Annotated in this window: 20 protein-coding genes and 2 pseudogenes; 16 read left to right on the plus strand and 6 right to left on the minus strand. The window is 70.0% G+C overall.

Going from position 1 to position 26,188, the window contains the following annotated elements; genetic code table 11:
• Positions 1–240: 240 nt before the first annotated feature.
• Positions 241–393: pseudogene (locus WBG99_RS32050) on the plus strand (YjbQ family protein); the annotation flags it as partial.
• Positions 394–627: 234 nt separating this feature from the next.
• On the opposite strand, the gene WBG99_RS32055 reads toward WBG99_RS32050, so the two are convergent.
• Together WBG99_RS32055 and WBG99_RS32060 are read right to left on the minus strand one after the other, a co-directional pair.
• On the minus strand, positions 628–1,050 hold the full coding sequence (locus WBG99_RS32055) for a secondary thiamine-phosphate synthase enzyme YjbQ (RefSeq protein WP_338899692.1): 423 nt from the start codon (positions 1,048–1,050) through the stop codon (positions 628–630).
• 60 nt (positions 1,051–1,110) lie between these two features.
• Complete coding sequence (locus tag WBG99_RS32060) at positions 1,111–1,221, minus strand: HTH domain-containing protein (RefSeq protein ID WP_338899693.1); 111 nt, start codon at positions 1,219–1,221, stop codon at positions 1,111–1,113.
• Between the two features lie 46 nt (positions 1,222–1,267).
• Here WBG99_RS32060 and WBG99_RS32065 point away from each other — a divergent pair, with 46 nt between their 5' ends.
• Entirely contained in the window at positions 1,268–1,567 is a 300-nt protein-coding gene (locus WBG99_RS32065; RefSeq protein WP_338899694.1) for a hypothetical protein, read from the plus strand.
• A 471-nt stretch (positions 1,568–2,038) separates the two neighbouring features.
• On the opposite strand, the gene WBG99_RS32070 is transcribed toward WBG99_RS32065, so the two are convergent.
• From WBG99_RS32070 to WBG99_RS32080, 3 genes are read right to left on the minus strand one after another with little or no spacing between them, the layout of a single operon-like run.
• Positions 2,039–2,806, minus strand: a complete 768-nt coding sequence (locus tag WBG99_RS32070; protein WP_338899695.1) for an enoyl-CoA hydratase-related protein — start codon at positions 2,804–2,806, stop codon at positions 2,039–2,041.
• Positions 2,807–2,841: 35 nt separating this feature from the next.
• Positions 2,842–4,170 carry a hypothetical protein gene (locus WBG99_RS32075; RefSeq protein ID WP_338899696.1) on the minus strand — a complete coding sequence of 443 codons (1,329 nt, stop codon included), beginning with the start codon at positions 4,168–4,170 and terminating at the stop codon, positions 2,842–2,844.
• A complete protein-coding gene (locus WBG99_RS32080) occupies positions 4,170–5,786 on the minus strand; it encodes an amino acid adenylation domain-containing protein (protein WP_338899697.1) in 1,617 nt (538 codons plus the stop codon). Before WBG99_RS32080 ends, WBG99_RS32075 begins: the two co-directional genes overlap by 1 nt.
• A gap of 965 nt (positions 5,787–6,751) precedes the next feature.
• Between WBG99_RS32080 and WBG99_RS32085 the strand changes: the two genes are divergently transcribed.
• The 7 genes from WBG99_RS32085 (at position 6,752) to WBG99_RS32115 (ending at position 15,078) form a co-directional block, all read left to right on the plus strand.
• Positions 6,752–8,071: an extracellular solute-binding protein gene (locus WBG99_RS32085; RefSeq protein ID WP_338900553.1), complete on the plus strand. Its 1,320-nt coding sequence runs from the start codon at positions 6,752–6,754 to the stop codon at positions 8,069–8,071.
• Positions 8,072–8,091: 20 nt separating this feature from the next.
• On the plus strand, positions 8,092–9,015 hold the full coding sequence (locus WBG99_RS32090; RefSeq protein WP_338900554.1) for a sugar ABC transporter permease: 924 nt from the start codon (positions 8,092–8,094) through the stop codon (positions 9,013–9,015).
• Positions 9,012–9,872, plus strand: a complete 861-nt coding sequence (locus tag WBG99_RS32095; protein ID WP_338899698.1) for a carbohydrate ABC transporter permease — start codon at positions 9,012–9,014, stop codon at positions 9,870–9,872. The genes WBG99_RS32090 and WBG99_RS32095 overlap by 4 nt, the downstream gene beginning before the upstream one ends.
• 360 nt (positions 9,873–10,232) lie before the next feature.
• On the plus strand, positions 10,233–10,598 hold the full coding sequence (locus tag WBG99_RS32100) for a hypothetical protein (protein ID WP_338899699.1): 366 nt from the start codon (positions 10,233–10,235) through the stop codon (positions 10,596–10,598).
• Between the two features lie 202 nt (positions 10,599–10,800).
• Positions 10,801–11,799 carry an arabinan endo-1,5-alpha-L-arabinosidase gene (locus tag WBG99_RS32105; RefSeq protein ID WP_338899701.1) on the plus strand — a complete coding sequence of 333 codons (999 nt, stop codon included), beginning with the start codon at positions 10,801–10,803 and terminating at the stop codon, positions 11,797–11,799.
• Complete coding sequence (locus WBG99_RS32110) at positions 11,781–13,214, plus strand: family 43 glycosylhydrolase (protein ID WP_338899702.1); 1,434 nt, start codon at positions 11,781–11,783, stop codon at positions 13,212–13,214. Before WBG99_RS32105 ends, WBG99_RS32110 begins: the two co-directional genes overlap by 19 nt.
• A 253-nt stretch (positions 13,215–13,467) precedes the next feature.
• Positions 13,468–15,078, plus strand: coding sequence for an alpha/beta hydrolase (locus WBG99_RS32115; RefSeq protein ID WP_338899703.1), 1,611 nt, complete (start codon positions 13,468–13,470; stop codon positions 15,076–15,078).
• A 671-nt stretch (positions 15,079–15,749) separates the two neighbouring features.
• On the opposite strand, the gene WBG99_RS32120 is transcribed toward WBG99_RS32115, so the two are convergent.
• Positions 15,750–16,376, minus strand: a complete 627-nt coding sequence (locus WBG99_RS32120; protein ID WP_338899704.1) for a methyltransferase domain-containing protein — start codon at positions 16,374–16,376, stop codon at positions 15,750–15,752.
• Positions 16,377–18,412: 2,036 nt separating this feature from the next.
• On the opposite strand from WBG99_RS32120, the gene WBG99_RS32125 reads away from it, so the two are divergent.
• The 7 genes and pseudogenes from WBG99_RS32125 (at position 18,413) to WBG99_RS32155 (ending at position 25,894) form a co-directional block, all read left to right on the plus strand.
• Positions 18,413–18,946, plus strand: coding sequence for a (2Fe-2S)-binding protein (locus WBG99_RS32125; protein ID WP_338899705.1), 534 nt, complete (start codon positions 18,413–18,415; stop codon positions 18,944–18,946).
• A gap of 13 nt (positions 18,947–18,959) precedes the next feature.
• On the plus strand, positions 18,960–19,940 hold the full coding sequence (locus WBG99_RS32130; protein WP_338899706.1) for a xanthine dehydrogenase family protein subunit M: 981 nt from the start codon (positions 18,960–18,962) through the stop codon (positions 19,938–19,940).
• Positions 19,937–22,143, plus strand: a pseudogene (locus WBG99_RS32135) (xanthine dehydrogenase family protein molybdopterin-binding subunit). Before WBG99_RS32130 ends, WBG99_RS32135 begins: the two are co-directional and overlap by 4 nt.
• A gap of 139 nt (positions 22,144–22,282) precedes the next feature.
• A complete protein-coding gene (locus WBG99_RS32140) occupies positions 22,283–23,437 on the plus strand; it encodes an XdhC/CoxI family protein (protein WP_338899707.1) in 1,155 nt (384 codons plus the stop codon).
• Between the two features lie 72 nt (positions 23,438–23,509).
• Entirely contained in the window at positions 23,510–24,499 is a 990-nt protein-coding gene (gene moaA, locus WBG99_RS32145) for a GTP 3',8-cyclase MoaA (RefSeq protein ID WP_338899708.1), read from the plus strand.
• Positions 24,500–24,539: 40 nt separating this feature from the next.
• Positions 24,540–25,004 (plus strand): molybdenum cofactor biosynthesis protein MoaE, encoded by a 465-nt coding sequence (locus WBG99_RS32150; RefSeq protein ID WP_338899710.1) that lies wholly within the window; start codon positions 24,540–24,542, stop codon positions 25,002–25,004.
• 266 nt (positions 25,005–25,270) lie between these two features.
• Positions 25,271–25,894, plus strand: coding sequence for a TetR family transcriptional regulator (locus WBG99_RS32155; protein ID WP_338899711.1), 624 nt, complete (start codon positions 25,271–25,273; stop codon positions 25,892–25,894).
• Positions 25,895–26,188 lie beyond the last annotated feature (294 nt).

Consider the following 26,188-nt stretch of genomic DNA (forward strand, 5'->3'; position numbering starts at 1 on the left):
CGGCGCCGTCGCCGTCAGGGACGAGCCCCACTCCGCCCGGAGATCGGGGTGCGTCCCCGGTTCCGCCCGGGAGCCACCGTGCGGAACGGGCATCCGCTGCCGGCCCGTCGACCTGCCGCGCCCGAGCGCGGACCCCGCCGCCGGCGACCGCGTCCGCGTCGAGGCCGTCGACCTGGAGGACGCTTCCGGCGCGGGCCGTCGCTTCCGCGTGACGCGGTCGGCATGCGCGACCATGGGACCATGTCCGATGCCTTCACCACCCAGGTCCTGAACGTCACCTCCGGCCCCCGCGAACGGGTCGTCGACCTCACTCACGACTGTGAGGCGTTCCTCCGCGACGCGGCTGCCGGCCGGGACGGACTCCTCAACGTCTTCGTCCCGCACGCCACGTCGTGTGGCTTGCAACTGTCACGTTCCCCAGTGAACCGACTCAGCGGCCCCTAGACAGGTGTGGGCCCTGGATGGAGGGCCCACAGTGAGCATTGCGACGCTTGAACGACCGGCAACGCGGGAGAACCCGGGTACGACCAAGGTGGCGGGCATAGACCTGACCCATCGTGGGGTGACCGCTCCCCTGTGGCCCCGGTCGTCCGCTCTCCTTGGCGGATGGCCGGGGCCTTTCCGTAGTCACCCCAGGAAGGACAGTCGGACCTTGCGCTGGGGGTTGTCCCGGTTGGTGTCCACCAGGACTACGGATTGCCAGGTCCCCAGTTCCAAGCGGCCACCGATGACCGGGAGCGTGGCGTGGGGCGGGACGATGGCCGGGAGTACATGGTCCCGGCCATGGCCGGGGGAGCCGTGCCGATGCTGCCACCGGTCGTCCGCCGGGAGGAGCTGGTGGAGGGCGGCCAGGAGGTCGTCATCACTGCCCGCTCCGGTCTCGATTACGGCCAGGCCCGCCGTTGCATGGGGCGTGAAGACATTCAGGAGTCCGTCCCGCCCGGCGGCCACTTCCTGGAGGAACGACGCGCACGCGTCGGTCAGGTCGTGGACGGTCTCCGTGGAGCCTGTCCGCACGTCGATGGTCCGCGTAGTGAACGTGTCAGCCATACGTCCATGGTGACGCCCAGGCCCCTCCCTGGCGTGGGGAGGGGCCCATGTCGTGTCCGGTTAGGCGGCCAGGGCTTGGAGGTCCCGGCGGGCCGTCCGGCCGGACACGCCCACCAGCTTGGCGTACGTGGTGCCGTTGACCGGCTGGCCGTCTGCCTTCAGCTTGGCCACGCCGCCCGGATCTCCCCGTCGTCACGGCCGCACGTCAACGTCCCGCGTGCGGGTCCTGTCCACCACCGGCTCCACCGGCTCCACCGGCTCCACCGGCTCCACCGGCTCCACCGGCTCCACCGGCTCCACCGGCTCCACCGGCTCCACCGGCTCCACCGGCTCCACCGGCTCCACCGGCTCCACCGGCTCCACCGGCTCCACCGGCTCCACCGGCTCCACCGGCTCCACCGGCTCCACCGGCTCCACCGGCTCCACCGGCTCCACCGGCTCCACCGGCTCCACCGGCTCCACCGGCTCCACCGGCGTCCGGCTGTTCGGCCCGCTGGCCCTTCTCGACCACCGCTAACTGGCCCATCAGTGCCGTCCGCCTTGACCCGGCTGGGTTCGGAGAGAGGCGGGATGGCGAGCTCATTGCCGAAGGAGCCCTTGCCGACCGTGCTGGTATCGGTGCTGGTCACAGCCACGCCAACCATCCACCGAACGCGGCGAGCAGAACGGCCAGGGCCGTGCCAAGCGTGACCAGAACCCGCGTGAGAGTACGGCGCCCGTTCTTCTTCCCGGCCTTCTCCCTGTCCTTCTTCCCGGCCGCACTCCCCCGCCGCTCCCGCCCACCGTCCCTGCCGCTCCTGTCGTCCTCGTCCCCGATTTCGTCATGTCGCGACGACCTCGGTCCGAGGGCGCCCCGAACATCCGGGCACCGCCCTGATCCGACCCCGGCCTTCTCCCCTGCAGGGCCCGGACTCACAACCCGCACATGACGAGGGGCGGCGGACCGAGTCCCCGTCCGCCGCCCCGCGCACCGGGTCAACTCACCCCGTCAGCACCCCTTGAAAACAGGCGCCCTCTTCTCCATGAACGCGCTCATCCCCTCCCTCTGGTCCTCCGTCGAGAACAGCGCATGGAACACGCGCCGCTCGAAAAGAAGCCCGTCGCGCAGACCGGTCTCCAGGGCCCGGTCGACCGACTCGCGGGCGGCCGTGACGGCCGGGCGGCCGTAAGAGGCGACGGTCGCGGCGGCTTCCGTGGCCTCGGTGAGGACGCGGTCGTCCGGGACCACCCGCGACACCAGGCCCGAGGCCTCCGCCTCGCCGGCGTCCATCGTGCGGCCCGTGAGGATCAGGTCCATGGCCTTGGCACGGCCGACCAGGCGGGTGAGCCGCTGAGTGCCGCCGATGCCGGGGATCACGCCGAGCTTGATCTCCGGCTGGCCGAAGACCGCCGACTCGCCCGCGATGATCAGGTCGCACATCATCGCGAGTTCGCAACCGCCGCCCAGCGCATAGCCGTTGACCGCCGCGATCTTCGGCGTTCGGAACCCGGCGAACTCCTCCCAGCCCGCGAAGTAGTCCTCCGCGGCCATGTCCACGGCCGACTTCCCGGCCATCTCCTTGATGTCGGCACCGGCCGCGAAGATCTTCTCCGAACCGGTGACGACGAAGCAGCCGACGTCCGGGTCACGGTCCAACGGGCGGAGTACGTCGAGGAGTTCGGCCAGCAGATCGCTGCTGAGGGCGTTCAGGACGTGCGGCCGGTGGAGTCGTACCGTGACGACGCGGTCATGGCGTTCGATCTTGAGGGTGTTCATCGACTCTCCGTCTCTTCTTCACTCCTGACGGTCTGTTACGAGTCCCAGATCGCGCCGTACGCGGGAATGCCGCGCCGCTCGAGACCGTGAACGACCTGCCAGGTCAGCTTCTTATTGGAGATGCAGATGACAGCTTCGGCACCGAAGGAGCGGTACGCGGTGTACGCGAGCCGCACCATGTCCGGTTTGCCGTGCTGCGAGGTGTCCCAGACCAGCGCGTTCGGCTGGACGGCGAGGATCTCGTCGACCAGGTCGTCGCCGTAGGTCCTGCGGGGATCGCGCGTCGCCCACACGAGGCGTGAGGGCACCTCCGCGGCCAGCAGATGCGGCAGGCAGGGACCGATACCGCTGCCGGTGGCGACGTAGATCACCTTGCTGAACAGGGTCTCGATATTGGCGACCCCGGCCGTGGTGATGCCCTTGACCCAGACCTTCGCGGGCGCGTCGTCGATGAACGAGCCCGTCCAGTCGCCCGCACGGGAGATGGTCAGCCGGAAGCCGGGTTCGCCGGGTGAGGGCACGTTGGCGAAGGAGTGCCACTCGGTGAGCGGGCTGCGGCTGATGGCGGTGGACGACCCCGCGAACGGGGTCACGCCATGGTCAAAACGGGCCAACGCGACGTGCGTGGAGGGCCGTTCGATCCGTACGTCCACCTTGCGCAGCCGCAGCCAGGGCAGGGCGACGCTGAAGGTGACCACGGCCAGCACCCCGAGGGCGACCGGCCCCTGCGCGCCCAGCAGCGTATGCGTCCAGAACAGTGCGAGGGCGCTCCAGCCGCCGAAGCGGTGGATCTTCTCGAAGTGGTCGTGGAAGCGGGAGCGGAAGGACGGCAGGGCGGTGACGACGATGACGACGAGCAGAGCGACGAGTACCCAACTCACGGTGATCAGCGGCACGTTGGCGCCGTCGACGGTCACCACGACCGCCCCCGCGAGGAACCACACCGCTCCGGCCAGTGCCCCGCCCACGTGCAGTCCGCCGAAGTGGTACACCTTCCCGAGCGTCCACCGCACCTTCAGCGGCCAGTTCGTCGGAGCCCAAGTCGCCAGCCGGAAGAAGAGGTTGATGACGTACTGCTGCCGTACAACCACTGCGAGCGCGAGGTTCACGAGGGACGCGTAGCCGATGGCTCCGGCGTTCGGCATCCAACTCACCGCCAGCAAGCCGATGTTGGCCAGCATCACCAGGGCCGCGAGGCGGTTGTAGTGCATCAGGCGGGGGTGCTTGAGGAGGCGACGGGGCGCGGACGTGAGCGGAGGGAGTTCGGCGAGAGCCGCGGGAGGGGCGGGAGGCGCTGCGAGCGTGGCGCCTCCCACCTCGACGGATGAGGCCTCAGCGGACGAGGTCTCAACGGACGACGTCATCAGGTCGCCCCCTCTCGCACCGCCGACACCGGCAGCAGGGGAGCTCCCTCGCTATGAACCGTCACCGCCCGCGCGGCGTTCCGCGCGGCCTCCTCCCGCTCCGCCGCCAGCCGCAGCAGTGCCGCCCGGTCGACCTTGCCCCGGTCCGTCTCCGGCATAGCGGCCACCGGGAGGACCGTGGCCGGCACGCAGTAGTACGGCAGTACGTCGGCCACCGCGCGCCGGGCCGTGTCCGGGTCGACGTCGGCCGGGCAGACGAAGGAGATCAGGGTGCGGGCGTCCCGCTTGAGCGTGACGGCGCGGGAGCAGCCCGCCACCGATTCCAGCACCGAGGAGACGGAGTCGAGTTCCACGCGGAAGCCGCGGACCTTGACCTGGTCGTCGGTACGGCCCAGATGCTCGAGTTCGCCGTCTGGCGTCCAGCGGCCGAGGTCGCGGGTACGGAACATGCGGTGCCCGCCGCCGAGGAAGGGGTCGAGGGCGTACCGCTCGGCGTTCAGCGCCTCGTTGTTCAAGTAGCCCGCCGATACGCAGTCGCCCCCGGCCCACATCTCGCCGACCTCCCCGATGGGCAGCGCACGCCGGTGCTCATCGAGGACGTACACCGTGTTGTTGGGGGTGGGGCGGCCGATCGTGAGCAGTGCGTCGTCCACGTGGTGGTGGCGCATCGTGTTGACGATCGTCGTCTCCGTGGGCCCGCAGGAGTTGTGGAAGGCGGACCGCCGGGCCCAGGCGTCCGCGAGCGGGCGCGGGCACGGCTCGCCCGCGACCGCCACCGTCCGCACATGGGGGCAGCCCGCCGGGTCGATCCCGGACAGCACCGTCGGCGTCGCGATCAGCACGTCCGCCGTACGGGCCGCCGCCGCGACGTCCTTGCCGCGGACGACGAGCGTGCCGCCGTGGGCGAGACAGCCGAGGATCTCCCAAGCGGCCATGTCGAAGGCGATGTTGAGGAGCTGGGCGACCCGGTCACCGGGGCGGATGCCCAGGCCACCGGGCTCGGTGAGGAGGATGTTCGCGACGTTGCGGTGGGTGACCTTCACCCCGTTGGGCTTGCCGGTCGTGCCGGAGGTGAACAGGACGTAGCACCCGTCGTCGGGGCGTACGGGCCGCTCGAGACGGACCGGCCCTTCCGTGGAGAGGTTGGCGAGATCGTCGTCGAGCGTGATCAGCCGGTGTCCGGCGTCAGCCGGAGGCACCCGCAGCGTGTGCTCCGACTGAGTGAGGACGACCCGGGTTCCGGCGGTGCGGATGACGTGCCGCAGCTGGGCGGCGGGGGTGAGGCCGATGTCCTGCGGGACGTACGCGGCGCCGGCCTTCAGCGTGCCGAGCAGTCCGACGAGCATCGGGATGGAGCGGCGTACGAAGAGGCCGACGTGATCGCCGGGCCGTACGCCCTCCCGTACGAGTCTGGCCGCGAGCCGGTCGGCACGACGGTTCAGCTCGCCGTACGTGATCGTCGTGCCCTGGTGCTCGGCGGCGACTGCGTGCGGCGCGGCGGTGGCCCGCCGTTCGACGGCGTGGTGGACGAGGGGGTCGGGGACGCGGACTTCAGGACCTTGGCCGAACTGCCAGAACATGGCCCTGTCTTGGAGGGACAGATGGCTCAGGGGCATGCTTCACAGACCTCCTGGCTGTGTGGGAAGAAGATGCCTCGGGCGACTGAACGCTGACGTGCGTCGATATGTCGAGCATCGTGCGGAGGTGCAGGGCCGCAACACCGGAGTGCGGTGGCGGCTCCAATAGCTTCAACGTTAAATATGGGCTTCGTCACTGGGAAAACAAGTCACATGACTGGACTGACAGCACATCGGACAGCTTCCGTACGGGCAGGCGACAGGAACCTCACGTACAGCGCGTGTAACGGGGGATCACCGTCTGTGACGTCGGCCCCACCGTCGAGCACCGCCCCGCGGCGCTCGACGGCCGCCAGCGCGGCACGTAACTCGGCGACGGTCCGGGCCTGGGGGACGAGAACCACGTGGGAGGTCCGGGGAGGAGCGGGGCTGGGAAACGGTTCCCTTCGGACTCGGCGGGCCGCTGGCCCGCACATTGTCCGGATCTTGGTCCCAAAGGTGATCGCCAGTGTCACGCACGGCTGGTCGGGACCCGCGCCGGACTCCGAGGCGGGATTTCCCCATGGGCGCAGGGGAGCGCCGGGGAGACGCGGAGCCCGCCTGCCCCTGGACGTCCTCGGCGCCCGGCCGCTCTGTGCGCCATGTCTCAGGAGTACTGGGCTACCGTCTGACTCCGCCCGCCACGCCATCTCGCTCAGGTACTCACACATGGCCCTCCAGGCCGTTGTGATCCTCGGTCACTCCGGAGCGCGACCGCCACTGATCGGCCGACGGCTGGCGCCCACCAGGTGTGGGATGTCGCGATTCTCGGCCACCCCCGCGGACGACCGCCACCGGCCCGTTGTGCGAAAGCTTGCGTGAACCGTTGACTCGGAAGCGCTTGGAATCTACCGTCCGTCCGAATTCGCGAGCACAGTTCGGTATTTCGGACGATCGAGGGGCGGACCGTGAGCGATGAACCACGCCTGAGCAGAAGAGAGTTACTCGTCGGCACCGGAGGGCTGGTGCTGGGCGCGGCGGGGTGTGCCGCGCCCTCCTTCGGTGTCGAGGGGGAGACCCGGCTGCGTTACTGGCACCTCTTCGGCGGGGGCGACGGGGCCAACATGACCGCGCTGGTCGACGCGTTCGCCAGGGAGCACCCTGAGATCGACCTGGAGGCGACCCAGCTTCAGTGGGGTACGCCGTACTACACGAAGCTGGGCATGGCTGGGGCCGGAGGACGGGCGCCCGAGGTCGCGGTGCTCCATCTGGCGCGGCTGGCGGGGTTCGGGCCCGGGCGGCTCCTCGACTCCTTCGACCTGGACCTGCTGCGTGAACTGGGCGTGAGAGCCGACCAGTTTCCCGAGGACATCTTCAAGCGCGGCTCGGTCGGCGGGCAGCAGTATGCGATCCCGCTCGACACCCACCCCATGGTGCTCTACTACAACACCGACGTCTGCGCGAAGGCCGGGCTGCTCGGCGACGGTCGGCAGCTGCAACCCCTGCGCAGCGCGAGGGAGTTCATGGATGCCCTGCGCGCGGCGAAGGAGGCCACGGGCGCGCCCGGGCTGAGCGCCGAGACGACCGGACCGGACTGCGTCACGCCCTGGCGGCTGTTCGCCACCTTCTACTCGCAGCTGGGTGGCACGGTTCTGTCCGCGGACGGCAAACGCCTCACGCTCGACGACGCCAAGGCCCTGGAGATCCTCGAGTTCATGGCCCGGCTCACGGCGGACGGGCTGATGGTGCGTCGCGTCGACTACCCCGGCTCCATCGGGGTGTTCAACGCAGGCAAGACCGCCTTCCATCTAAACGGCGAGTGGGAGGTGTCGACTTTCACCACCGTCGAGCTGCCGTTCTCCATGACCCGCGTACCCGCCCTGTTCGGGCGTCCCACCGCCCAGGCAGACTGCCACTCCTTCGTACTCCCGCACCAGGACGGCCGCTCGGGCGGGGCGAAAGAGGCGGCTCACACCTTCGTCGCCTGGATGCTCGAGCACTCCGTGGACTGGGCCAAGGGCGGCCACGTCCCCGCGTATCTGCCCGCACTGACGCGACCGGACTATCTGGAACTGGAGCCGCAGTCCGCGTACCGGTCCGTCATCGACGACGTGGTCCTCGACCAGCCAGCCTGGTTCGCGGGCTCGGCCTCGCCGATGTGGATCCAGCTGGGCGCGGTCTTCTCGGGCGTACTCACCGGATCGCGCACGCCGTCGGGCGCCCTGCGCGAGGCGAGGAAGCGGCTGCGAAAGCTGCTCGACACGCCCGATCCTCTCGGCGGTGGTCACTCCGTCGGCGACGCGCTCGGCAGTGAGCCACTCGTCAGCGAAGGAGGTGCAGCGTGACCACGACGACGACCGCGACCATCGTCCCGGTCCAGGCGGAGCAGGCGGCGGCGAAACCCGTCACCGTACGCCGCAAGTGGACCGAGCACGGCCTGGTGTTCATCGCCCCCTTCTTCCTCACCTATGCGCTCTTCCTGCTCTGGCCGCTGGTTTCCGGCATCGGGATGAGCCTGCGCAGCGACAACATCACCGGCGAGGGAGGGGAGTTCGTCGGCTTCGACAACTACACGGAGGCATTCCAGGACCCCGACGTCTGGTCGTCGCTGTGGAACACGATCTGGTTCACGGTCCTGTCCACGGTCCCGTTGGTGGTGATGGGCCTGATCTTCGCCCTGCTCTCGCACCATCTGCGGTTCGTCCAATGGCTGTGGCGGCTCTCGTGGTTCGCGCCCTTCCTCCTGCCGTCGGGCGTGATCGGCCTGCTCTTCCTCTGGGTGATCTTCCCTTCCGACTTCGGCTTCGCAGACCAGCTGCTCGCCTGGTTCGGCCTGCACCCGGGGATCGGCTGGCTGACGGACGAGCGGTACGCGATGCTGTCGATCGTGGCAGCCACCGTCTGGTGGACGGTCGGCTTCAACTTCCTTCTCTACCTCGCCGCGTTGCAGTCGATCCCTCAACACCTTTATGAGGCGGCGGAGTTGGACGGGGCGGGCGCGTGGCAACGGCTGCGGCATGTGACCCTCCCCATGCTGAAGCGCACCACGGGAGTCGTCCTGGTTCTCCAGATCCTGGCCTCCCTCAAGATCTTCGACCAGGTGTACATCATGACCGGCGGCGGTCCCGACGACTCGACCCGCCCGATCCTCCAGTACGTCTACCAGTCCGGCTTCACCGGTTACCGCATCGGCTACGCCTCGGCGGTCTCGTACCTCTTCTTCGCCCTGATCGTGATCGTGTCGCTGGTGCAGCTGCGGTTGTCGCGGCGTAGAGGGGAGTCGGCATGAGCGCGTTACCGTCAACGGACGAGGGCCGCAAGGCCCGTTGGACTCCAGGCCGCTGGGTCATGCTGGCCGCGGCCCTGCTCCTGACGGTGGTGTGGGTCCTCCCCCTGGCGTGGGCCCTGGCGACGTCCTTCAAACCCGAAGGCGAGGCGACACGGACGCCCCTGCGCTGGCTCGGCTCCCACTTCACCTTCGACGCGTACCAGAGGGTGTGGGAGGCGGGCGATATCGGCCGCTGGATGTTCAACACGGCGTACATCTCGGTGATGACGACGATCCTGACGGTTGTGCTGTGCGCGATGGCGGCGTACGGCTTCTCACGCACGGAGTTCCGTGGCCGCAAGGTGCTGTACGCCGTCGTCCTGGCCGGAATCATGGTCCCGCCCCAGGTCTTGATGGCCCCGTTGTTCGCGGAAATGGTGCAGCTGGGCCTGGTCGACACGTACTGGGGTGTGATCCTGCCCCAAGTCGCCGTGCCCGCCATGGTGTTCATCCTGGTCAAGTTCTTCGACGGCGTCCCCCGCGAACTGGAGGAGGCGGCCTTCGTCGACGGCGCCGGCCGCTGGCGTGTCTTCTGGACGATCGTGATGCCCCTGTCCCGTCCGGTCCTGGCGGCGGTCGGCATCTTCACATTCATCTCCACCTGGAACAACTTCCTCTGGCCGTTCCTGGTGACCACGGACCCGGGCGGCATGACGCTCCCGGTGGGCCTGGTCAACGTCCAGACCTCCTACGGCCTGCGATACGAGCAGATGATGGCGTCGGTCGTCATCGCGGGCCTGCCACTGCTGATCGTTTTCGCGCTGTTCCAGCGGCAGATCGTGCGGGGGGTGGCGCATACGGGGCTGGCGGGGCAGTGAGGGGTGGCCTGTCAAGGCCCAGTGTGCCCGGGTGATCGGAATTCCAAAGGCGTTCGCTCGGGGCACAGTCGAGCAGAGAGGTCGGAGCAGAGTGGCTTGCGGAACCGCCCGGGGTCGGGCACGGGTTTCCGGGGGTGCCGGGGGTGCGTGCCGGACGGCGAGGTCGTGCACGTGGGGGAGGCACTGTGCTGGAGGTGCTGTTTCCGCGTCCCGGCAACGTCCGTGATCCGGCCGCCTTCGCGGCGTGGGGCGGGCGCGGAGCCGTTCTGCTGTACGAGCGTGACGACGACGGCTTCGCGATGCTGCCCGAGAGGGTCCGGAACATCGCCCCTGGCGCAGCTCGCAGACGGCGATGAGCTGGTGACGGTCGCGGGGCGGATCAGCCGTCGCCTGGCCATCCCCACGCCGCCCGGCTTGTCCCGGCTGCGTGAGCAGGCCGATGCCTGGGAGGAGCGGCTGCGCAAGGATGCCAAGGAGCTGACATACCGCCTGTCGCGCCACGGGGTGGACGCCGCCGTGGCGACGGTAGACGAACTGGGCCGCGTCCAGCCGGACATCCTGATCCACGGCGAATCGCACGTCAGGAACATCTGCGCGCCGACCGCGAACCCGGAGGGCCGGACCATGCTCCAGACGCGTGCCGTGGGTGCCGCCCGTATGCGTATCGTCTCGCGCGGCCGGTCCGCCGACCCTGGCGTGGTGTCAAGCGATCTGTGCGGCCGGTGAGTTGTCGAACGCGATTCGATGGCCGTCGTGAGGGGAGTTGCTACGCGAACCGTTGACGCGCAAGGGGTTCGATTCTACGGTCCGTTCGAAGTCGTGACCGGCGTTCACCATGTCGAACGCACTGACCTGCCCGAGCGCACTCAGCGCTCCGGGCGTGCCGAACACGTCCGAACGGGGCCGTCCCCACGCAAGGAGGATCCGCGTGAGCCGCACCTCCCGCACAGGCGCTCGCAGAAGCACCCGCAGAACCGCTCTCCTCGCCGTCCCCGCGGCGATCCTGCTCGCACTCGTCCCGAGCTCGGCGTCCGCGTATCCGAACCCGGGCACCGTCACCGGCGCGATCGTGGTCCACGACCCGACGATGATCCGCACGTCGTCGGGTCAGTACCTGCTGTACGCCACCGGCGGCGGTATCAGCAACCGCGCCTCCACCAACCGCATCGCCTTCAGCGGCGGCGCGGATGCCTTCTCCGGCAGGCCGGGCTGGTGGCGCACCTACTCCACCGTGCCGGAGGCCTGGGCACCCGACATCTCGTACCACGGCGGCAGGTACCTGATGTACTACTCCGTCTCGTCCTTCGGCTCGCAGAAGTCGGCCATCGGGCTGGCGACGTCGACGACCGGCCGGCCGGGCAGCTGGACCGACCAGGGCATCGTCTACACGTCGAGTTCGTCGAACGACTACAACGCCATCGACCCGAACCTCTTCGTGGACGATGACGGCAAGTGGTGGCTGTCCTTCGGCAGCTGGTGGACCGGGATCAAGATGATCCAGATCAACCCGTCGACCGGGAAGCAGCTCTCGTCCGACACCACCCGCTACTCGCTCGCCTTCCGTCCCACCGGCACCAAGGCCGTCGAGGCCCCGTACATCGTCAAACGGAACGGCTACTACTACCTGTTCGCCTCGTACGACACCTGCTGCGCCGGCACCAGCTCCACGTACAAGGTCAAGGTCGGCCGGGCCGCCCGCATCACCGGCCCGTACCACGACAAGAACGGCGTCGCCATGATGAACAACGGCGGTACGCCCGTGCTGGAGTCGCACGGCCGCTACATCGGCCCCGGAGGGCAGTCCATCATGAAGGACGGGGACAGTGACCTGATCGTCTACCACTACTACGACGGCCAGAACAACGGCACTCCGAAGCTCGGCATCAACCTTCTGAACTGGAGCAGCGGATGGCCCGTCGCCTACTGACCCTGCTGGCGGCCCTCCTGCTCGCGCTGTCCTTGGGCCAGCCCTCGGCGAGCGCCGCCTCCTTCGCCAACCCGGTCAAGGCCCAGAAGGGCGCCGACCCCTGGATCTCGTACCACAACGGCAACTACTACCTGGTGACGACGAGTTGGACCGACGTCATCACCATCCGGAAGTCACCGACACTCGCCGGTCTCTCGACCGCGCCGAGCGTCCAGGTCTGGACGGGTGACGCGGCATCGCGCTGCTGCAACATCTGGGCGCCGGAGCTGCACTTCCTGAACGGCCGCTGGTACCTGTACTACGTCGCGGGCCGGAACGTCTCCGACTACATCCCCACTCAGCGCACCCACGTCCTGGAGAGCTCCGGCTCGGACCCGATGGGTCCGTACACCTACAAGAACCAGCTCAACAGTGCCTGGATGCTCGACCCTAGCGTGGCGACCATCAACGGAAGCCTGTACCTGTTCGGCAGTGCGAGCGGCGGCACGCAGAACCTCGTAGCCGCGCGGATGTCCAACCCGTACACGGTCAGCGGCTCCTTCTCGACGATCTCCACGCCCACGCACAACTGGGAGCGCTCGGGCGGCACGGTCGACGAGGGCCCCGAGATACTCCAGCGGGGCGGTCGTACCTTCTTGGTCTACTCGGCGAGCGGCTGCTGGACGCCCGACTACAAGCTCGGCCAGCTGGAGTTGACCGGTTCCAACCCCCTGGCCGCCTCCTCCTGGACGAAGAAGTCCACGCCGGTCTTCCAGCGCAACGACGCGAACGGTGTCTACGGGCCGGGGCACCACGGCTTCTTCAACTCGCCCGACGGCACCGAGAGCTGGATCGTCTATCACGCCAACGACAGCGCGAGCGACGGCTGCGACAACGGCCGGACCGCGCGGGCGCAGAAGTTCACCTGGAACTCGGACGGTACGCCGAACCTCGGCACGCCGGTGCGGCTCGGCGCCTCGTCCGCCGGGCCCTCGGGAGAGCCGTCGTCCGCCTCGACGACGTACACGGTCGTCAACCGCGGCAGCGGCAAGTGTCTGGATGTGTCCGGGAGTTCGAGCGCCGACGGGGCCAATGTGCGGCAGTGGACGTGCAGCGGCGCCAACAACCAGCGCTGGCGCCTCGAGGACCTGGGCGATGACACCCACCGCCTGGTCAACGTCGCCAGCGGCAAGGTACTGGACACGGAGAACTGCTCCTCGTCCGACGGCGCGGACCTGCGCCAGTGGTCCTGGCTGAACAACACCTGCCAGCGGTTCCGGTTCCTCGCCACGAGCGGCGGCTATGTGCGGATCGTCAATCAGGCCACCAGCAAGGTCGCCGAGGTCGCCGACTGCTCCACGGCCGACGGAGCCGACGTACGACAGTGGGCGTGGCTGAACAACAACTGCCAGCAGTGGCAGCTCAAGCCGGCCTGAGCGTGCCCCGTCACGGCGGGAGCCACGGTCGGGAGGACATCGGACCCGCTGGCCATGGTCCTGGGGCCACTCGGCCCGATCCTCCCGGCCGGCCCAGGCCTCGTCGCGGGAAAGCGAGGCCTGGGCCGGCCCGGCGAGCGTGGGTAACGCCCGCACCAGTTGTCTGATGAAACATCATGTCTCTTGTCCTGCACGGATGTTCGGGGCCATGCTGTGATCCCTCTGTGCACTCCTGACCCATGGAGGAACATCCGTGCCGTTCACCCCCCCACTGGCCCCGCGTTCGAGAGGGCGCAGGCGACTGGCCGTCGGAGCCCTGGTAACAGCGCTGTTCGGCCAGTTGCTCGCCGGGACCGCCGTCGCCTCCCCCTCGGGCACGGCAGCCTCGGCCAAGACCCCGCCGCCCGGGCGCATAGCCTGGGAACCCTGTGCATCACCCTCCGGCCAGGGCTCCTTCGAGTGCGCCACCATCAAGGTGCCCGTGGACTGGAAGCGGCCTGGCGGCGCCACCGTCGACCTGGCCCTCGCCCGCCATCTGGCCACCGATCCCGAGCGCCGCATCGGCTCACTGCTGATCAACCCCGGTGGCCCGGGCGGTTCCGGCGTCGGCTTCGCGTTCGGCGCCCCCGACTCCTTCTCGCCCGAACTGCTGGAGCGTTTCGACATCGTGGGCTTCGACCCGCGCGGTGTCGGCCTCAGCAACCCGGTGATGTGCGACGAGGACCGGGTGGCCGCGCAGGGTGAGTCGCTCTACCCGGACAGCACCGCATCCTTCGCCGCCCTCCGTGCGGCGAACCGCGCGCTCGGCGAGAACTGCCGCGCCCTCACCGGCCGGCTCGTCGACCACATGGACACCGCGAGCGTCATCCGCGACATGGACGCGATCCGCGTCGGCCTCGGCGAGAAGCGGATCAGCTACTACGGCGTCTCCTACGGCACCGGAATCGGCCAGCAGTACGCCGCGCGCTACCCGCACCGCGTCCGCGCGATGACGCTTGACTCGAACATGGATCACAGCCTGGACAAGTGGCACTACCAGAAGACCGAGACCGTCGCGATGGAGGAGTCGTACGGCCAGTTCGCCGACTGGTGCGCCCGTACGCCGTCCTGCGTGCTCCACGACCGTGACGTCCGTGCCCTGTTCGACTCGCTCTACCAGCGCGCCGAAGCCGGTGAGCTGGTCCTGCCGGGCGACCCGCCCTACACCGTCACCCCCCAGGATCTCCAGAGCGTCGCCTTCAGCTACATGTACGACCCGGCCTCCTGGTTCGAGTTCGCCCAGTTCCTGGCCGACACGGACGCCGCCGACCCCGCCGCGGGACGGTCCGTCAGGCAGCGTGGTGAGTTGACGGAGTTCGCGTACCTCCCCGTGATGTGCCAGGACTACGACTTCGACGTGTCCTCGTACGCCACCCTCGCCCGCTACGAACGCAAGCTCGCCCGTCTCGCCCCCGTCACCCGTCTCAGCTCCCTCGCCTGGACCGACCTGACCGGCTGCCAGGACTGGCCGACCAAGGTGACCAACCCGCCGCACCGGCTCCGTGTTGACGGCACCCCGCCGATCCTGATGACCAACAGCCGTTACGACGTGGCCACCCCGCACTCCTGGGGCTCCAACGCGGCCCGTCAGATCGGCCGCGAGGCCGTGTTCCTCACGTACGACGGTGTCGGCCACGGCGACTACTGGCTGAGCCCGTGCGCGCGTGACGCCATCGACACCTACCTCCTCACACTCAAGACCCCTCGCAAGGGCGCCCACTGCCCCGCGGTCTGGCCGACCGGGCCCTCCGCCCATCGGCAGTCGCCGAGCGGTGGTCTCGTCAACCCGCTGCCCGGGCTGCTGGGCCCGGGGGCGCACCGGTGAGCCGCGTGACGCGGCCTGATCCGACGCGGTCCTGACCGAGGGGGCGCGCCCCGGCCGAATCGGGGCCGCGCCCCCTAGCACGCGTCACATGCCGCTCGCCCGGCTGTGGACCACGTCGCCCCCGAGGCGATCGGCAGCCGGATCACCCGGAGCGGCAGCCGGACGCGGACACCGAGACCGATCTGCGTCTCGCCCTCGAAACCGCCGGCGAACCGGGTGCCTGAGGGCGCTGGTGTTCTCCGACGGTGAGTCGGCCCCGCAGGAGCCGGCGGACTTCGTGCCGGCGCGGGTGCGAGTGTGTGACATCCGGAGCGTGATCGCGGTTGGCACGTGCGGTCAGTCGCCGTCCGGCCGGGCCTCGGTGTGCGCCGGGCGGTGGAAGTCGGTGCCGATCTCGATGATGTCGCCGCCGAGGACGAGCCGGTCCACGCCGAACGCGCACGTGGCGCTGACAGAGCTGCCGCGGTCTTGATCACACGGGGACGGGTGGAAGAGCGTGGGTGGTGTGTCCGATCCCGTGCGATCCCGTGGTGTAGACGATCAAGGTGTGGGATCACGTGGGCATGCGCCCGGGGCGTACACCGTCGTGCGCCGACGTGGTCGGTGACCGCCGACCGGGCGACAGCGTCGCGGAAGGTGCCGGACAGGGCGGTCGCGGACAGGGCGCGGACTCACGTGGTGGGGCGGGAGTGCACGCTGACGGCATAGCCGCAGCCTTGGTGGAAGGGATCGCCGCTCCAGGTGGCGTAGCGCTGCCGCAGGGTCAGTCCGGCCCGGGTGCACCAGTGGTCGAACTCCGCAAGGGTCACCGGCGGCTCCGGCAGCGGCAGGTGTGCCGCGTCCAGTCCCATGCCCGTGACCAGCAGTCCGCCGGGGCGCAGTGCGGCGGCCAGCTGCCGGACGACGGCTGGTTCGGTGCCGGGGGCCAGCAGGGGGATGACGTTTCCGGCGGCGAGCGCCAGGTCGAAGCCCGGATTCATGCCGAGGTCGTCCAGACGGGCCAGGTCGCCGAGGAACCATTCCTGCGTGGGGGCGTCGCGGCGGGCGACGGCGAGCATGGAGGGGTCGATGTCCACGCCGGTGCAGTAGTGGCCCAGCTCGGCGAGTCGGATCGCGATCCGGCCGGTGCCGCAGCCGGCGTCGAGTATCCGGGCGGCGGGCTTCAGCAGTGCGGCACAGAAGGCGGCCTCGCCGTGGATGTCGTGGCCGGATTCGGCGAGCCGCGCGAATCGCTGAGCGTACTCCTCTCCGGCTTGTCCGCCTGTCAGTTCCGTCCAACGATCGCGTTGCCTGGTCATGTTCAGCGTGCCTTCCGGTCAGCCTCGCCCAGCAGGGGCGAGGACGGTGCCATCGCACTTCTACGCTTGGGTGTAGCCCTTGCGGCCTGCGACAAAGGTAGGCGAGGTCCTCCGACGGCGCACTCGGCTGACCGCTCCGAGGAGGCCCTGGCGGGTATCCGATCGGTGAGAGCGGTGACGGTCTTCCGGCAGCTCGACCACGGGCGCCCGCGGCGGGGCACGGGGCCCGGTGCAGCCGACCACCGTCGTGTCCCACGGTTCTGTGTGGCTGACCTTGATCCAGTCAGCCCTGAGGGGGAGGAATCCGGCCGGCCACGGCCAATGCGGCATTGGCGCCTGCTCCCCGTCAGGGGGAACCGCCGGCGAGTCCGGTCCGTGTAGTCCGCCAGGAGCTCCAGGCCCCTCGCGGCCCGCCGGCGGTCCAGGTCGTCCGGTGCCTCGATCGGGTACCGCACCAGCTCGCCGGCCACGGCTTCGAACCGCTGGCCCCGGCCGACTACGGAAGACTGACCGGCTCGCTGGGTGAGATCCACAGGGCGCTGCGCGACGGCTGACCTCTGGAACGCGGCTCGGCAGGCCGCCGCCGGTTCTCACCGTCCCGTAGCTCCCGCCGGGAAGAGCGGCGGTCGGCAGCCGGTTGTTGACTGGACGGGCCCTGCTCGTGCACCCGGTGTGTCACTCTGAGAAGGATGTCGCCGCCGCGCAGATCGGTGACGTGGCCGTCCACCAGCGACGGCACATGAATCCCAGCGCCCGGCCCAAGTCAGGCCGATCTCCTCAGCCGACCTGACCGGACGGCCCGACCGGACGGCCCGTGCCGCAGCGCGTCCGGCCACCGGAGTCCGCCCCGGCACGGCGATGTCGGCATGTCACCCGCGGCGGAACAGCCACAGGCCGGCGAAGCAGGCCGAGGGTGTCGCGCAACACCGGCTTCTGTCACGCGCTCCACCGCCGAGGGCCGGGCCGCCGACTACTACTGCCAGACGTACCAACGACAGTCGTAGCAACGGCAGTCGTACTCAGCCGAGTCGTCTCAAAACAGCGTGCTCGTTGGATCGTGCCGCCTGCCGCACAGTGGAGTCGTGCCGCACCGAAGGCCTGGTGAGGCGGCTGCCGGCCGGGCTCGGATCCGGGCGCCGCACTCATTCTGGGCCGAGGCCCGCCTCGTCCGCTGCGGCGTGACCCGTGTCCTGACGGTTCCGACGCGACCGGCACCGCCGGGACACGGCAGAAGTCCACGCCGCCTCGCGGGACCGCTCACCCGCGGCGGTCATCCGCGCGCTCGACCAAGGAGATCCCCATGTCCCGCCGACTCCTCATCGTCCTGGGCAGCCATCGCGGCGACCAGAACACCGAGCTGCCCGCGCGCCGGGCCGCCACGCTGCCGCCCGCCGACGTCGAGCAGCGGTGGGTCGAGCCGGCCGGGCATCCCCTCCTCCCGGTCTCGACTGCAAAGCGACCATGGCCGGACGCACCCTGTGGGGTGTCACCACCTCCGCAGCGACCTGCCGTGGCTCGCCGAACCGCTGGTCAGCACGATGAACAAGGACACGGAGGCGCTGGCACACGCGCCAGGGCGTTCTTCGCTCAGAAACCGAGGCTCGCCCGTTTCCCGGACGGTTGCACACGGCCCGAATCCGACGCGGAAGCCGCCGCATGAGCGTCCTGCGGCGCGACCGGCAGGTGTGTGGTCGCCGCCTCCCCGAGGGGAGTCGCGACGGCTCATAGGTGGTCCGGTGAGGGACGCCGACAGCTTCCAGCCGAGTCCGGCCGCCGGCCCCGCTGGAGAGGCAGAGTCGGGCCCAACCTCATCCGCCGCCGAGCGCCCTCGTCTGATCAGCACACGCGTCGGTCTCGCGACGTGACCAGTCACCAGTCCTCCGTCTCCTGTCTTCCTTCTCCCGCCTTCCGTCGACCAAGAGAGTGGGCATGTCCACCGAACCCCCCGAGTCAACTGTTTCTCCCCCGAGGGATCTCCGTCCGCCCCCTCCCGGCGTACGTTCATCGCGACCACCACCGTCGTCGGCGGTGCGGTCGTGGCGGGCGGCCTGATAGCGGGCCCGTCCGTGTTCGGCGCCGAGTCCGCGGAGGCCGCCGAGGCGCCGCCCGGCAGCCGCGTCTCCCTGACCGTCAACGGCAAGCGGCACACCGTCACGGTCGACAACCGGACCTCGCTGCTGGACCTGCTGCGCGAACACCTCGACCTGACCGGCTCGAAGAAGGGCTGCAACGCCGGTGCCTGCGGCGCCTGCACCGTCCTGGTCGACGGCCGCCGGGTCAACTCCTGCCTGACGCTGGCGGTCCGGCTGGACGGCGCCGAGGTCACCACCATCGAAGGCCTGGCCAAGGGAGACCGACTGCACCCGCTGCAGCAGGCGTTCATCGACCAGGACGCCTTCCAGTGCGGCTTCTGTACCTCCGGCCAGATCATGTCCGGTGTCGGCTGCGTCAAGGAGGGGCACACCGGCTCACCGGAGGAGATCCGGGAGTTCATGAGCGGCAACATCTGCCGCTGCGGCTGCTACGTGAAGATCGTGCGCGCGGTCGAGCAGACCGCCCGCGGGAAATGAGGCACGGTTCCCCATGCACCCCTTCTCCTACACCAAAGCCGCCAGCACCCGGCAAGCCCTCGACGCGGGCCGCGACGGCGGCCGGTACATCGCCGGCGGCACCACGCTGGTCGACCTGATGCGCGAGACCGTCGAACGCCCCGAGACGCTGGTCGACATCAGCGCCCTGCCCCTGCGCGAGATCACGGTCGCCAAGCGCGGGGGCCTGCGCATCGGCGCGCTGGTGCGGATGGCCGATGCCGCTGCCCACCGGGGAGTGCGCGCCCTGTATCCGGTCGTCTCCGAGGCGCTGGAGCTGAGCGCGTCCGCGCAGCTGCGTAACATGGCGACCATCGGCGGCAACATCATGCAGCGCACCCGCTGCACCTACTTCCGCGACGTGAGCGCCGACTGCAACAAGCGCGAGCCGGGATCCGGTTGCGCGGCCCTGCACGGCGTCAACCGCACCCACGCCATCCTCGGCACCTCCGACGACTGCGTGGCCACCCACCCCTCCGACGTCGCCGTGGCCTTCGCCGCCCTGGAAGCGACCGTGCACATCCTCGGCCCGGCCGGGGAGCGGACCGTGCCCTTCGCCGACTTCCTGCTCAAGCCGGGCAGCACACCCCGTCGTGAACAGGCCCTGCGCAAGGGTGAGTTGATCACCGCTGTCGAGGTTCCGGCCCTTCCGCGTCCGCTGAAGTCGGGCTACCTGAAGGTGCGCGACCGGCAGTCCTACGAGTTCGCGCTCACCTCTGCGGCCGTCGCGCTGCACATCCGCGGCGGAGTGATCCGCGAAGCGAAGGTGGCCGCCGGAGGCGTGGGCACCGTCCCCTGGAAGCTCACCGCCGTCGAGCGGCAGCTCGTCGGGCAGCGGCCGTCGAACGCCCTGTGGGCAAAGGCGGCCAAGCGGGCGGCGGACGGGGCCCGGCCCCTCCAACACAACCGTTTCAAGGTCGAGTTGCTCAAACGGACCATCGAGCGCCAACTGCGCGTCGTAGGAGGTGGCAAGTGAGCCAGCAGCCACAGGCAGCCGTCGGCGCACCGGTGTCCCGGGTGGACGGGCGGCTGAAGGTCACCGGCCAGGCCAAGTACGCCGCCGACCACGACATCGACGGCGTCGTCCACGCCGTCATCGTCAGCAGCACCATCGCGCGCGGACGCGTCGCCGGTATCGACACCCGCGACGCCGAAGCCCAGCGTGGCGTCCTGAAGGTGATCACCCACCGCAACGCGCCCAGGCTGGCGTACCGCGACAACCCGGTCACCTTCCCCTTCCCGGGCCGGCGCCTGCGCGCCTTCCAGGACGATGCCGTCCAGTTCTTCGGTCAGCCGGTCGCCGTGGTGGTGGCGACCACACTGGAGGCCGCGCAACACGCCGCCGACCTGGTCGAGGTCTCCTACGACGCCGAGAAGCCGTCAACCGACCTGAACGACAGCCCGGCCGTGGACGGGCCCCCGCCCTTCGCGCAGCCCTACGCGCGAGGCGATGCCCGGGAAGCGCTGGGTTCGGCGGACGTCCGGATGGACATGACCTTCCGGCTCTCCCGCAACCACCACAATCCGATGGAGACGCACGCCACCATCGCCCGTTGGGACGGCGACAAGCTCACGCTGTGGGACAAGACCCAGTGGGTGATCGGCGCGCAGAACGAGGCGGCGTCGGTGTTCGGCATTCCGCCGGAGAACGTGCGCGTCCTCTCGCCGTTCGTCGGCGGCGCGTTCGGCAACGCCCTGCGGACCTGGGTGCACGTCGTCATCGCGGCACTCGCCGCACGCGAGGTGGGACGCCCGGTGAAACTCTCGCTGACCCGCAGGCAGATGTACTTCACGGTGGGCTACCGGCCCGCGTACGAGTACAAGCTGAGCCTGGGCAGCACCCGGCGCGGACGGCTGACCGCGATGACCCACGAGATGAGGTACGAGACCTCCCGCTACGAGCAGTTCTGGGAGGCCAACCAGGCGCTCGGGCAGATGCTCTACGCCGTGCCCAACGTCAGCCAGAACGTCCAGATCGTGCCGCTCGACGTCAGCACCCCGATGTGGATGCGCGGCCCCGGCTACGGCAGCGCCGCCTTCGCCATCGAGACCGCGATGGACGAACTCGCCTACAAACTGCGCATCGACCCGATCGAGCTGCGGCTGCGCAACGAACCCGGCGAGGACCCGTCGACGCAACAGCCCTTCTCCACCCGGCGGCTGCGCGAGTGCTTCCGCGTCGGCGCCCGCGACTTCGGCTGGCACCGGCGCGATCCCAGGCCACGCTCCACCCGTGACGGCGACTGGCTCATCGGCACCGGCGTTGCCACCGGCTGCTACGACGTCTTCCTGGGAACGGCCCACGCCCACGCCCGGCTCGATGCCGACGGCACCGTGGTGGTCCAGTCCGCGACCCATGACGTGGGTACGGGCACGTACACCTCCATGACCCAGATCGCCGCCGACGCCCTCGGCCTGGCCGTACGCAACGTCGACTTCCGGCTCGGCGACTCCACCATGCCGCCGGCCCCGCCACAGGGCGCCTCACAGACCACGGCCAGTGTGGGGTCCGCCGTCCAGGACACCTGCGACAAGCTGCGGCAGCAGGCCATCACCCTCGCGGTGGAGGACGAGCGCTCACCGCTGCACGGCGTCGCCGCCGACGACGTCGTGGTCCGCGGCGGACGGCTGCACGTCAAGGGCAACACCGCGCGGGGGAGACCTACCGGCAGCTTCTGGCCCGCAACAACCGCACCCACCTGGAGGCGCGCGGGTCCTGGACCCCAGAGGAGAACAGCCGGTTCTCGATGTACGGCTACGCCGCGATGTTCGCCGAGGTCGCGGTCGACGCCCGGCTCGGCCTTGTCCGGGTACGGCGGATGCTCGGCGTGTACGACGCAGGGCGCATCATCAGCCCCAAGCTCGCCGACAGTCAGGCCATCGGCGGCATGGTGGGCGGCATCGGCGCGGCCCTCCTCGAGCACACGGTCACCGACCACCGCGACGGCCGGATCGTCAACGCCAACCTCGCCGACTACCTCGTCCCCGTCAACGCCGACATCCCCGACCTCAAGGCCGTCTACCTCAACGGGGAGGACTACAAGGCCGACCCCATCGGCGTGAAGAGCCTCGGAGAACTCGTGCAGATCGGCGTGGCACCCGCCATCGCCAACGCGGTCTTCCACGCCACCGGCCGACGCGTCCGCGAACTGCCCATCACCGCCGAAGCCCTGCTCTGAACCCCGGGCGGCACGGGGCCCCTCCCGCCATCCGGCCGGGGCCCTGAGAACCGTCCCACTGATCGGCCCGCCGCCGCGCCCCCCATCCCCCCATGCCGGCGCGGCGGCGGGCTTCCCCACCGCACGAGGAGATCCACTCATGCTGAACATCGCGGACACGCTGTCCCGCTGGTGCCGCGAAGCCCGCCCCTTCGCGCTCGCCACCGTCATCCAGGTCAGCGGCAGCGCACCCCTGCCACCCGGCACCGCACTGGCCGTGGACACCGACGGCAAGGCGGTCGGCAGCATCTCCGGAGGATGCGTGGAAGGCGCCGTCTACGAGCTGTGCAGGCAGGTGCTGGAGCCGGGCGAACCCCCGCAGCGGGCCTGGTTCGGCTACTCCGACGACGACGCCTTCGCCGTGGGCCTGACCTGCGGCGGCGAGCTGGAGGTCCTGGTCCAGCGCGTCGACCCCGCCGACCAGCCCCACTTGTCCACCGCCCTGGAAGAGGTGACGTCCGGTCGGCCCGTCGCCGTGGCACAGGTGGTGGACGGGCCGCAGCGTCTTCTCGGCCGCACCCTGTCCGTGTTCGGGGGCGGCAGCGCGTACGACGGGACACTGGGCAGCCGGCAGGAGGACCGGGCGGTGGCGGCACGGGTCCGCGCGCTGCTGCGGGCAGGCCGGACCGCCCGCTTCGAGGTCGGTGGGGATGCCGACACCTGCCCGGAGAAGCTGACGCTCCTGGTCCACACCCACGCGGCGCCGCCCCGCATGCTGATCTTCGGCGCCGTCGACTTCGCCGCCGCCCTCAGCCAGACCGGACGCTTCCTCGGCTACCACGTCACCGTCTGCGACGCCCGCCCCGTCTTCGCCACCCACGCCCGCTTCCCACACGCCGAAGAGGTCGTCGTCGACTGGCCCCACCGCTACCTGGAAGCCACAGAAGTCGACGCCCGCACCGCCATCTGCGTCCTCACCCACGACGCCAAGTTCGACATCCCGCTGCTGCGCCTGGCCCTCGACCTCCCGGCCGGCTACATCGGCGCGATGGGGTCCCGTCGTACCCACGAACACCGCCTGGAACGTCTGCGTGAGGCCGGCGTGTCCGATGAGCACCTCGCACGCCTGCACTCACCGATCGGACTGGACCTCGGCGCCCACACCCCCGAGGAGACAGCGATCTCCATCACCGCCGAGATCATCGCCCACACCCACAACGGCACGGGCCTGCCCCTGTCCCGCGTGCCCGGTCCCATCCACGGTTCCGTCCCTGTGGCCCGGGTGTCGTCACCAGGCGCGCTCCTGGCCGCATGACCGCGGGCGCCGAGTCGTCGCGCGCCCGCCGACGAGCCACAAGAATCCGACCTGCCTGAGGAGAGGCCCCGCGTGCTCATCGACACCCACGGCCGGGTGGCCACCGACCTGAGGGTCTCACTGACCGACCGGTGCAACCTGCGCTGCACGTACTGCATGCCCGAGGAGGGCCTGCGGTGGCTGTCCAAGCCCGACCTGCTCACCGACGACGAGATCGTCCGCCTCATCGACATCGCCGTCCGTCTCCTCGGCATCGCAGAGGCCCGCTTCACCGGTGGCGAGCCCTTGCTTCGCCCCGGCCTGGTCGGCATCATCGAGCGGGTCGCCGCCCTCGACCCGCGCCCCCAGATGTCCCTCACCACCAACGGCATCGGCCTCAAGCGCACGGCGACGGCCCTGAAGGCCGCGGGCCTGGACCGGGTCAACGTCTCCCTGGACACCCTCCGCCCGGACGTCTTCAGGACCTTGACCCGCCGGGACCGTCACCAGGAGGTGCTCGACGGCATCGCAGCGGCCCGCGCGGTGGGCCTGACGCCGGTGAAGGTCAACTCCGTCCTGATGCCCGCCCTCAATGACGACGAGGCCCCCGATCTCCTCTCCTGGGCCATGGAGCACAGCTACGAGCTGCGGTTCATCGAGCAGATGCCCCTCGACGCCCAGCACGGCTGGAAGCGCGAGGCCATGGTGACCGCGGGCGACGTTCTCGCCTCGCTGCGCACCCGCTTCGATCTCACCCCCGAGGGCAACGAGGAGCGCGGCCCCGCCCCGGCCGAGCGCTGGGTCGTGAACGGCGGGCCGCACCGCGTCGGCATCATCGCCTCGGTCACCCGACCCTTCTGCGCGGCCTGCGACCGCACCCGCCTGACCGCCGACGGCCAGGTACGCACCTGCCTCTTCGCCCGCGAGGAGACCGACCTGCGCATCGCACTCCGCTCGGGCGCCCCCGACGAGGAGATCGCGCGGATCTGGCGTGTGGCGATGTGGGGCAAGAAGGCGGCTTCAGGCCTGGACGAACCCTCGTTCCTGCAGCCGGACCGCCCCATGTCGGCCATCGGCGGCTGACCCCGACCCACCCACCTCACAGACAGGCGGACAGGCAGGCATGGCGGTCCAGGAAACACACGAGCACCCCGGTGAACAGGCGCACCCCCAGCCGATCAGGCTGATGGCGATACGGCAGACACCGCTCTGCCTCGACGAGGTCTTCCAGGCTGTCGGCGACGAGGCGGCGGGCGGGATCGCACTGTTCGTCGGCACGGTGCGCAACCATGACGCGGGCGCGGACGTGGACGGCCTGGGGTACTCGTGCCACCCGACGGCCGAGGCCGAGATGATGCGGATCGCTGAGAAGGTCGTGGCGGATTACCCGGTGCGTGCCCTCGCCGCGGTGCACCGGGTCGGGGAACTCGCGGTGGGAGACACGGCGGTCGTGGTCGCCGTGGCGTGTCCGCACCGGGGAGAGGCCTTCGAAGCCTGCAGGAAACTGATCGACGACCTCAAGCACGAGGTGCCCATCTGGAAGCACCAGAGCTTCTCGGACGGAACCGATGCGTGGGTGGGGGCGTAGCGCGGTCATCGGTCCCAGGCCTACGCCCAGCGCCTCATGGCCTGGGATGTGCCGACATCCTCACGCAGGCCCAGGGCGACGCCGCACAACCGCACATCACCGGCAGGCCGGGCGAACGACCTGTGAGCGTGCGACAGTTCCGCAGCGAGCGTGGGGCAGTGCTGTTCGGCCCCGTTCCCGCCGTCAGGTGGCGGAGTCGGTCGTCCTTCACGACCTACGGTCTGATACTCGGTATCAAGTTGAGCCTTTGCTGTACTCTTGCATGTATGACCGAATCCGCACGACCTTCCGCCCCGTCCGCAGGCAAGCCGACCGGCTTGCGAGAGCGCGTGCGTGCGACGGTTTGCGCGGAGGTGGTCGAGGTGGCGCACCGGCTCTTCACCGAGCAGGGATTCGACCGGACGACGGTTGATCAGATCGCCGCCGAGGTGGGATTGTCACGGGCCACCCTCTTCCGGTACTTCGGGACCAAGGAAGACATCGTCCTGAGCCGCCTGGAGGACTCCGGCCGCCAGATCGCGGAAGAGCTTGCCACACGTCCCGAGAGCGAGCGCCCCTGGGAGGCGCTGCGCCGGGCGTTCGACGTCCTCATGCACAGAATCGCGGAGGCGCCCGAGCAGGCGCTCAGGTACCTGCGCATGCTCAATGAGACTCCGTCGCTGCGCGCCCGGCACTTCGAGAAGCAGCTGTACTGGCGGGAGCTGATGGTGCCGGAGATCGCCCGGCGTCTCGGAGCCGGTCCCGGCGATCTCGAGGACCCTCGTCCGAGGGCACTGGTCGCTGCCGCGCTCGCTTGCCTGGACGCAGCCATGACGGTCTGGGTGGCCTGTGAGGGCGAGGTTCCGATGTCCGTGCTGCTTGATCGCGCGATGGGTGCCCTCGGGGAATAGCCCGTATGGCCGGCGGACCGGCCGCGGCGGTGCGCAGGGCGGGCACCGACCCGGACGGGCGCGTGATCGTGCTCCAGGGCGCGGGACGGTCCTTCTGCTCGGGGTACGACCTCAGGATCTACGCCGAGGCCGGGCACGGAACCCGGGGCGCCGGTACCGGGACCGTGCGCCGCCCGTGCCGTCGCCGAACGCCCCGTCCTGGTCGGTGCCCGCAGCCGTCGAGGGAGCGTGGTGACCGTAGACGCCGGCACCTGCTTGACGCGGTCGCGGTGCGGCTCGGGCCGCCTGTCGATG

The sequence above is a fragment of the Streptomyces sp. TG1A-60 genome (assembly GCF_037201975.1).
Classification (GTDB): Bacteria; Actinomycetota; Actinomycetes; order Streptomycetales; family Streptomycetaceae; genus Streptomyces.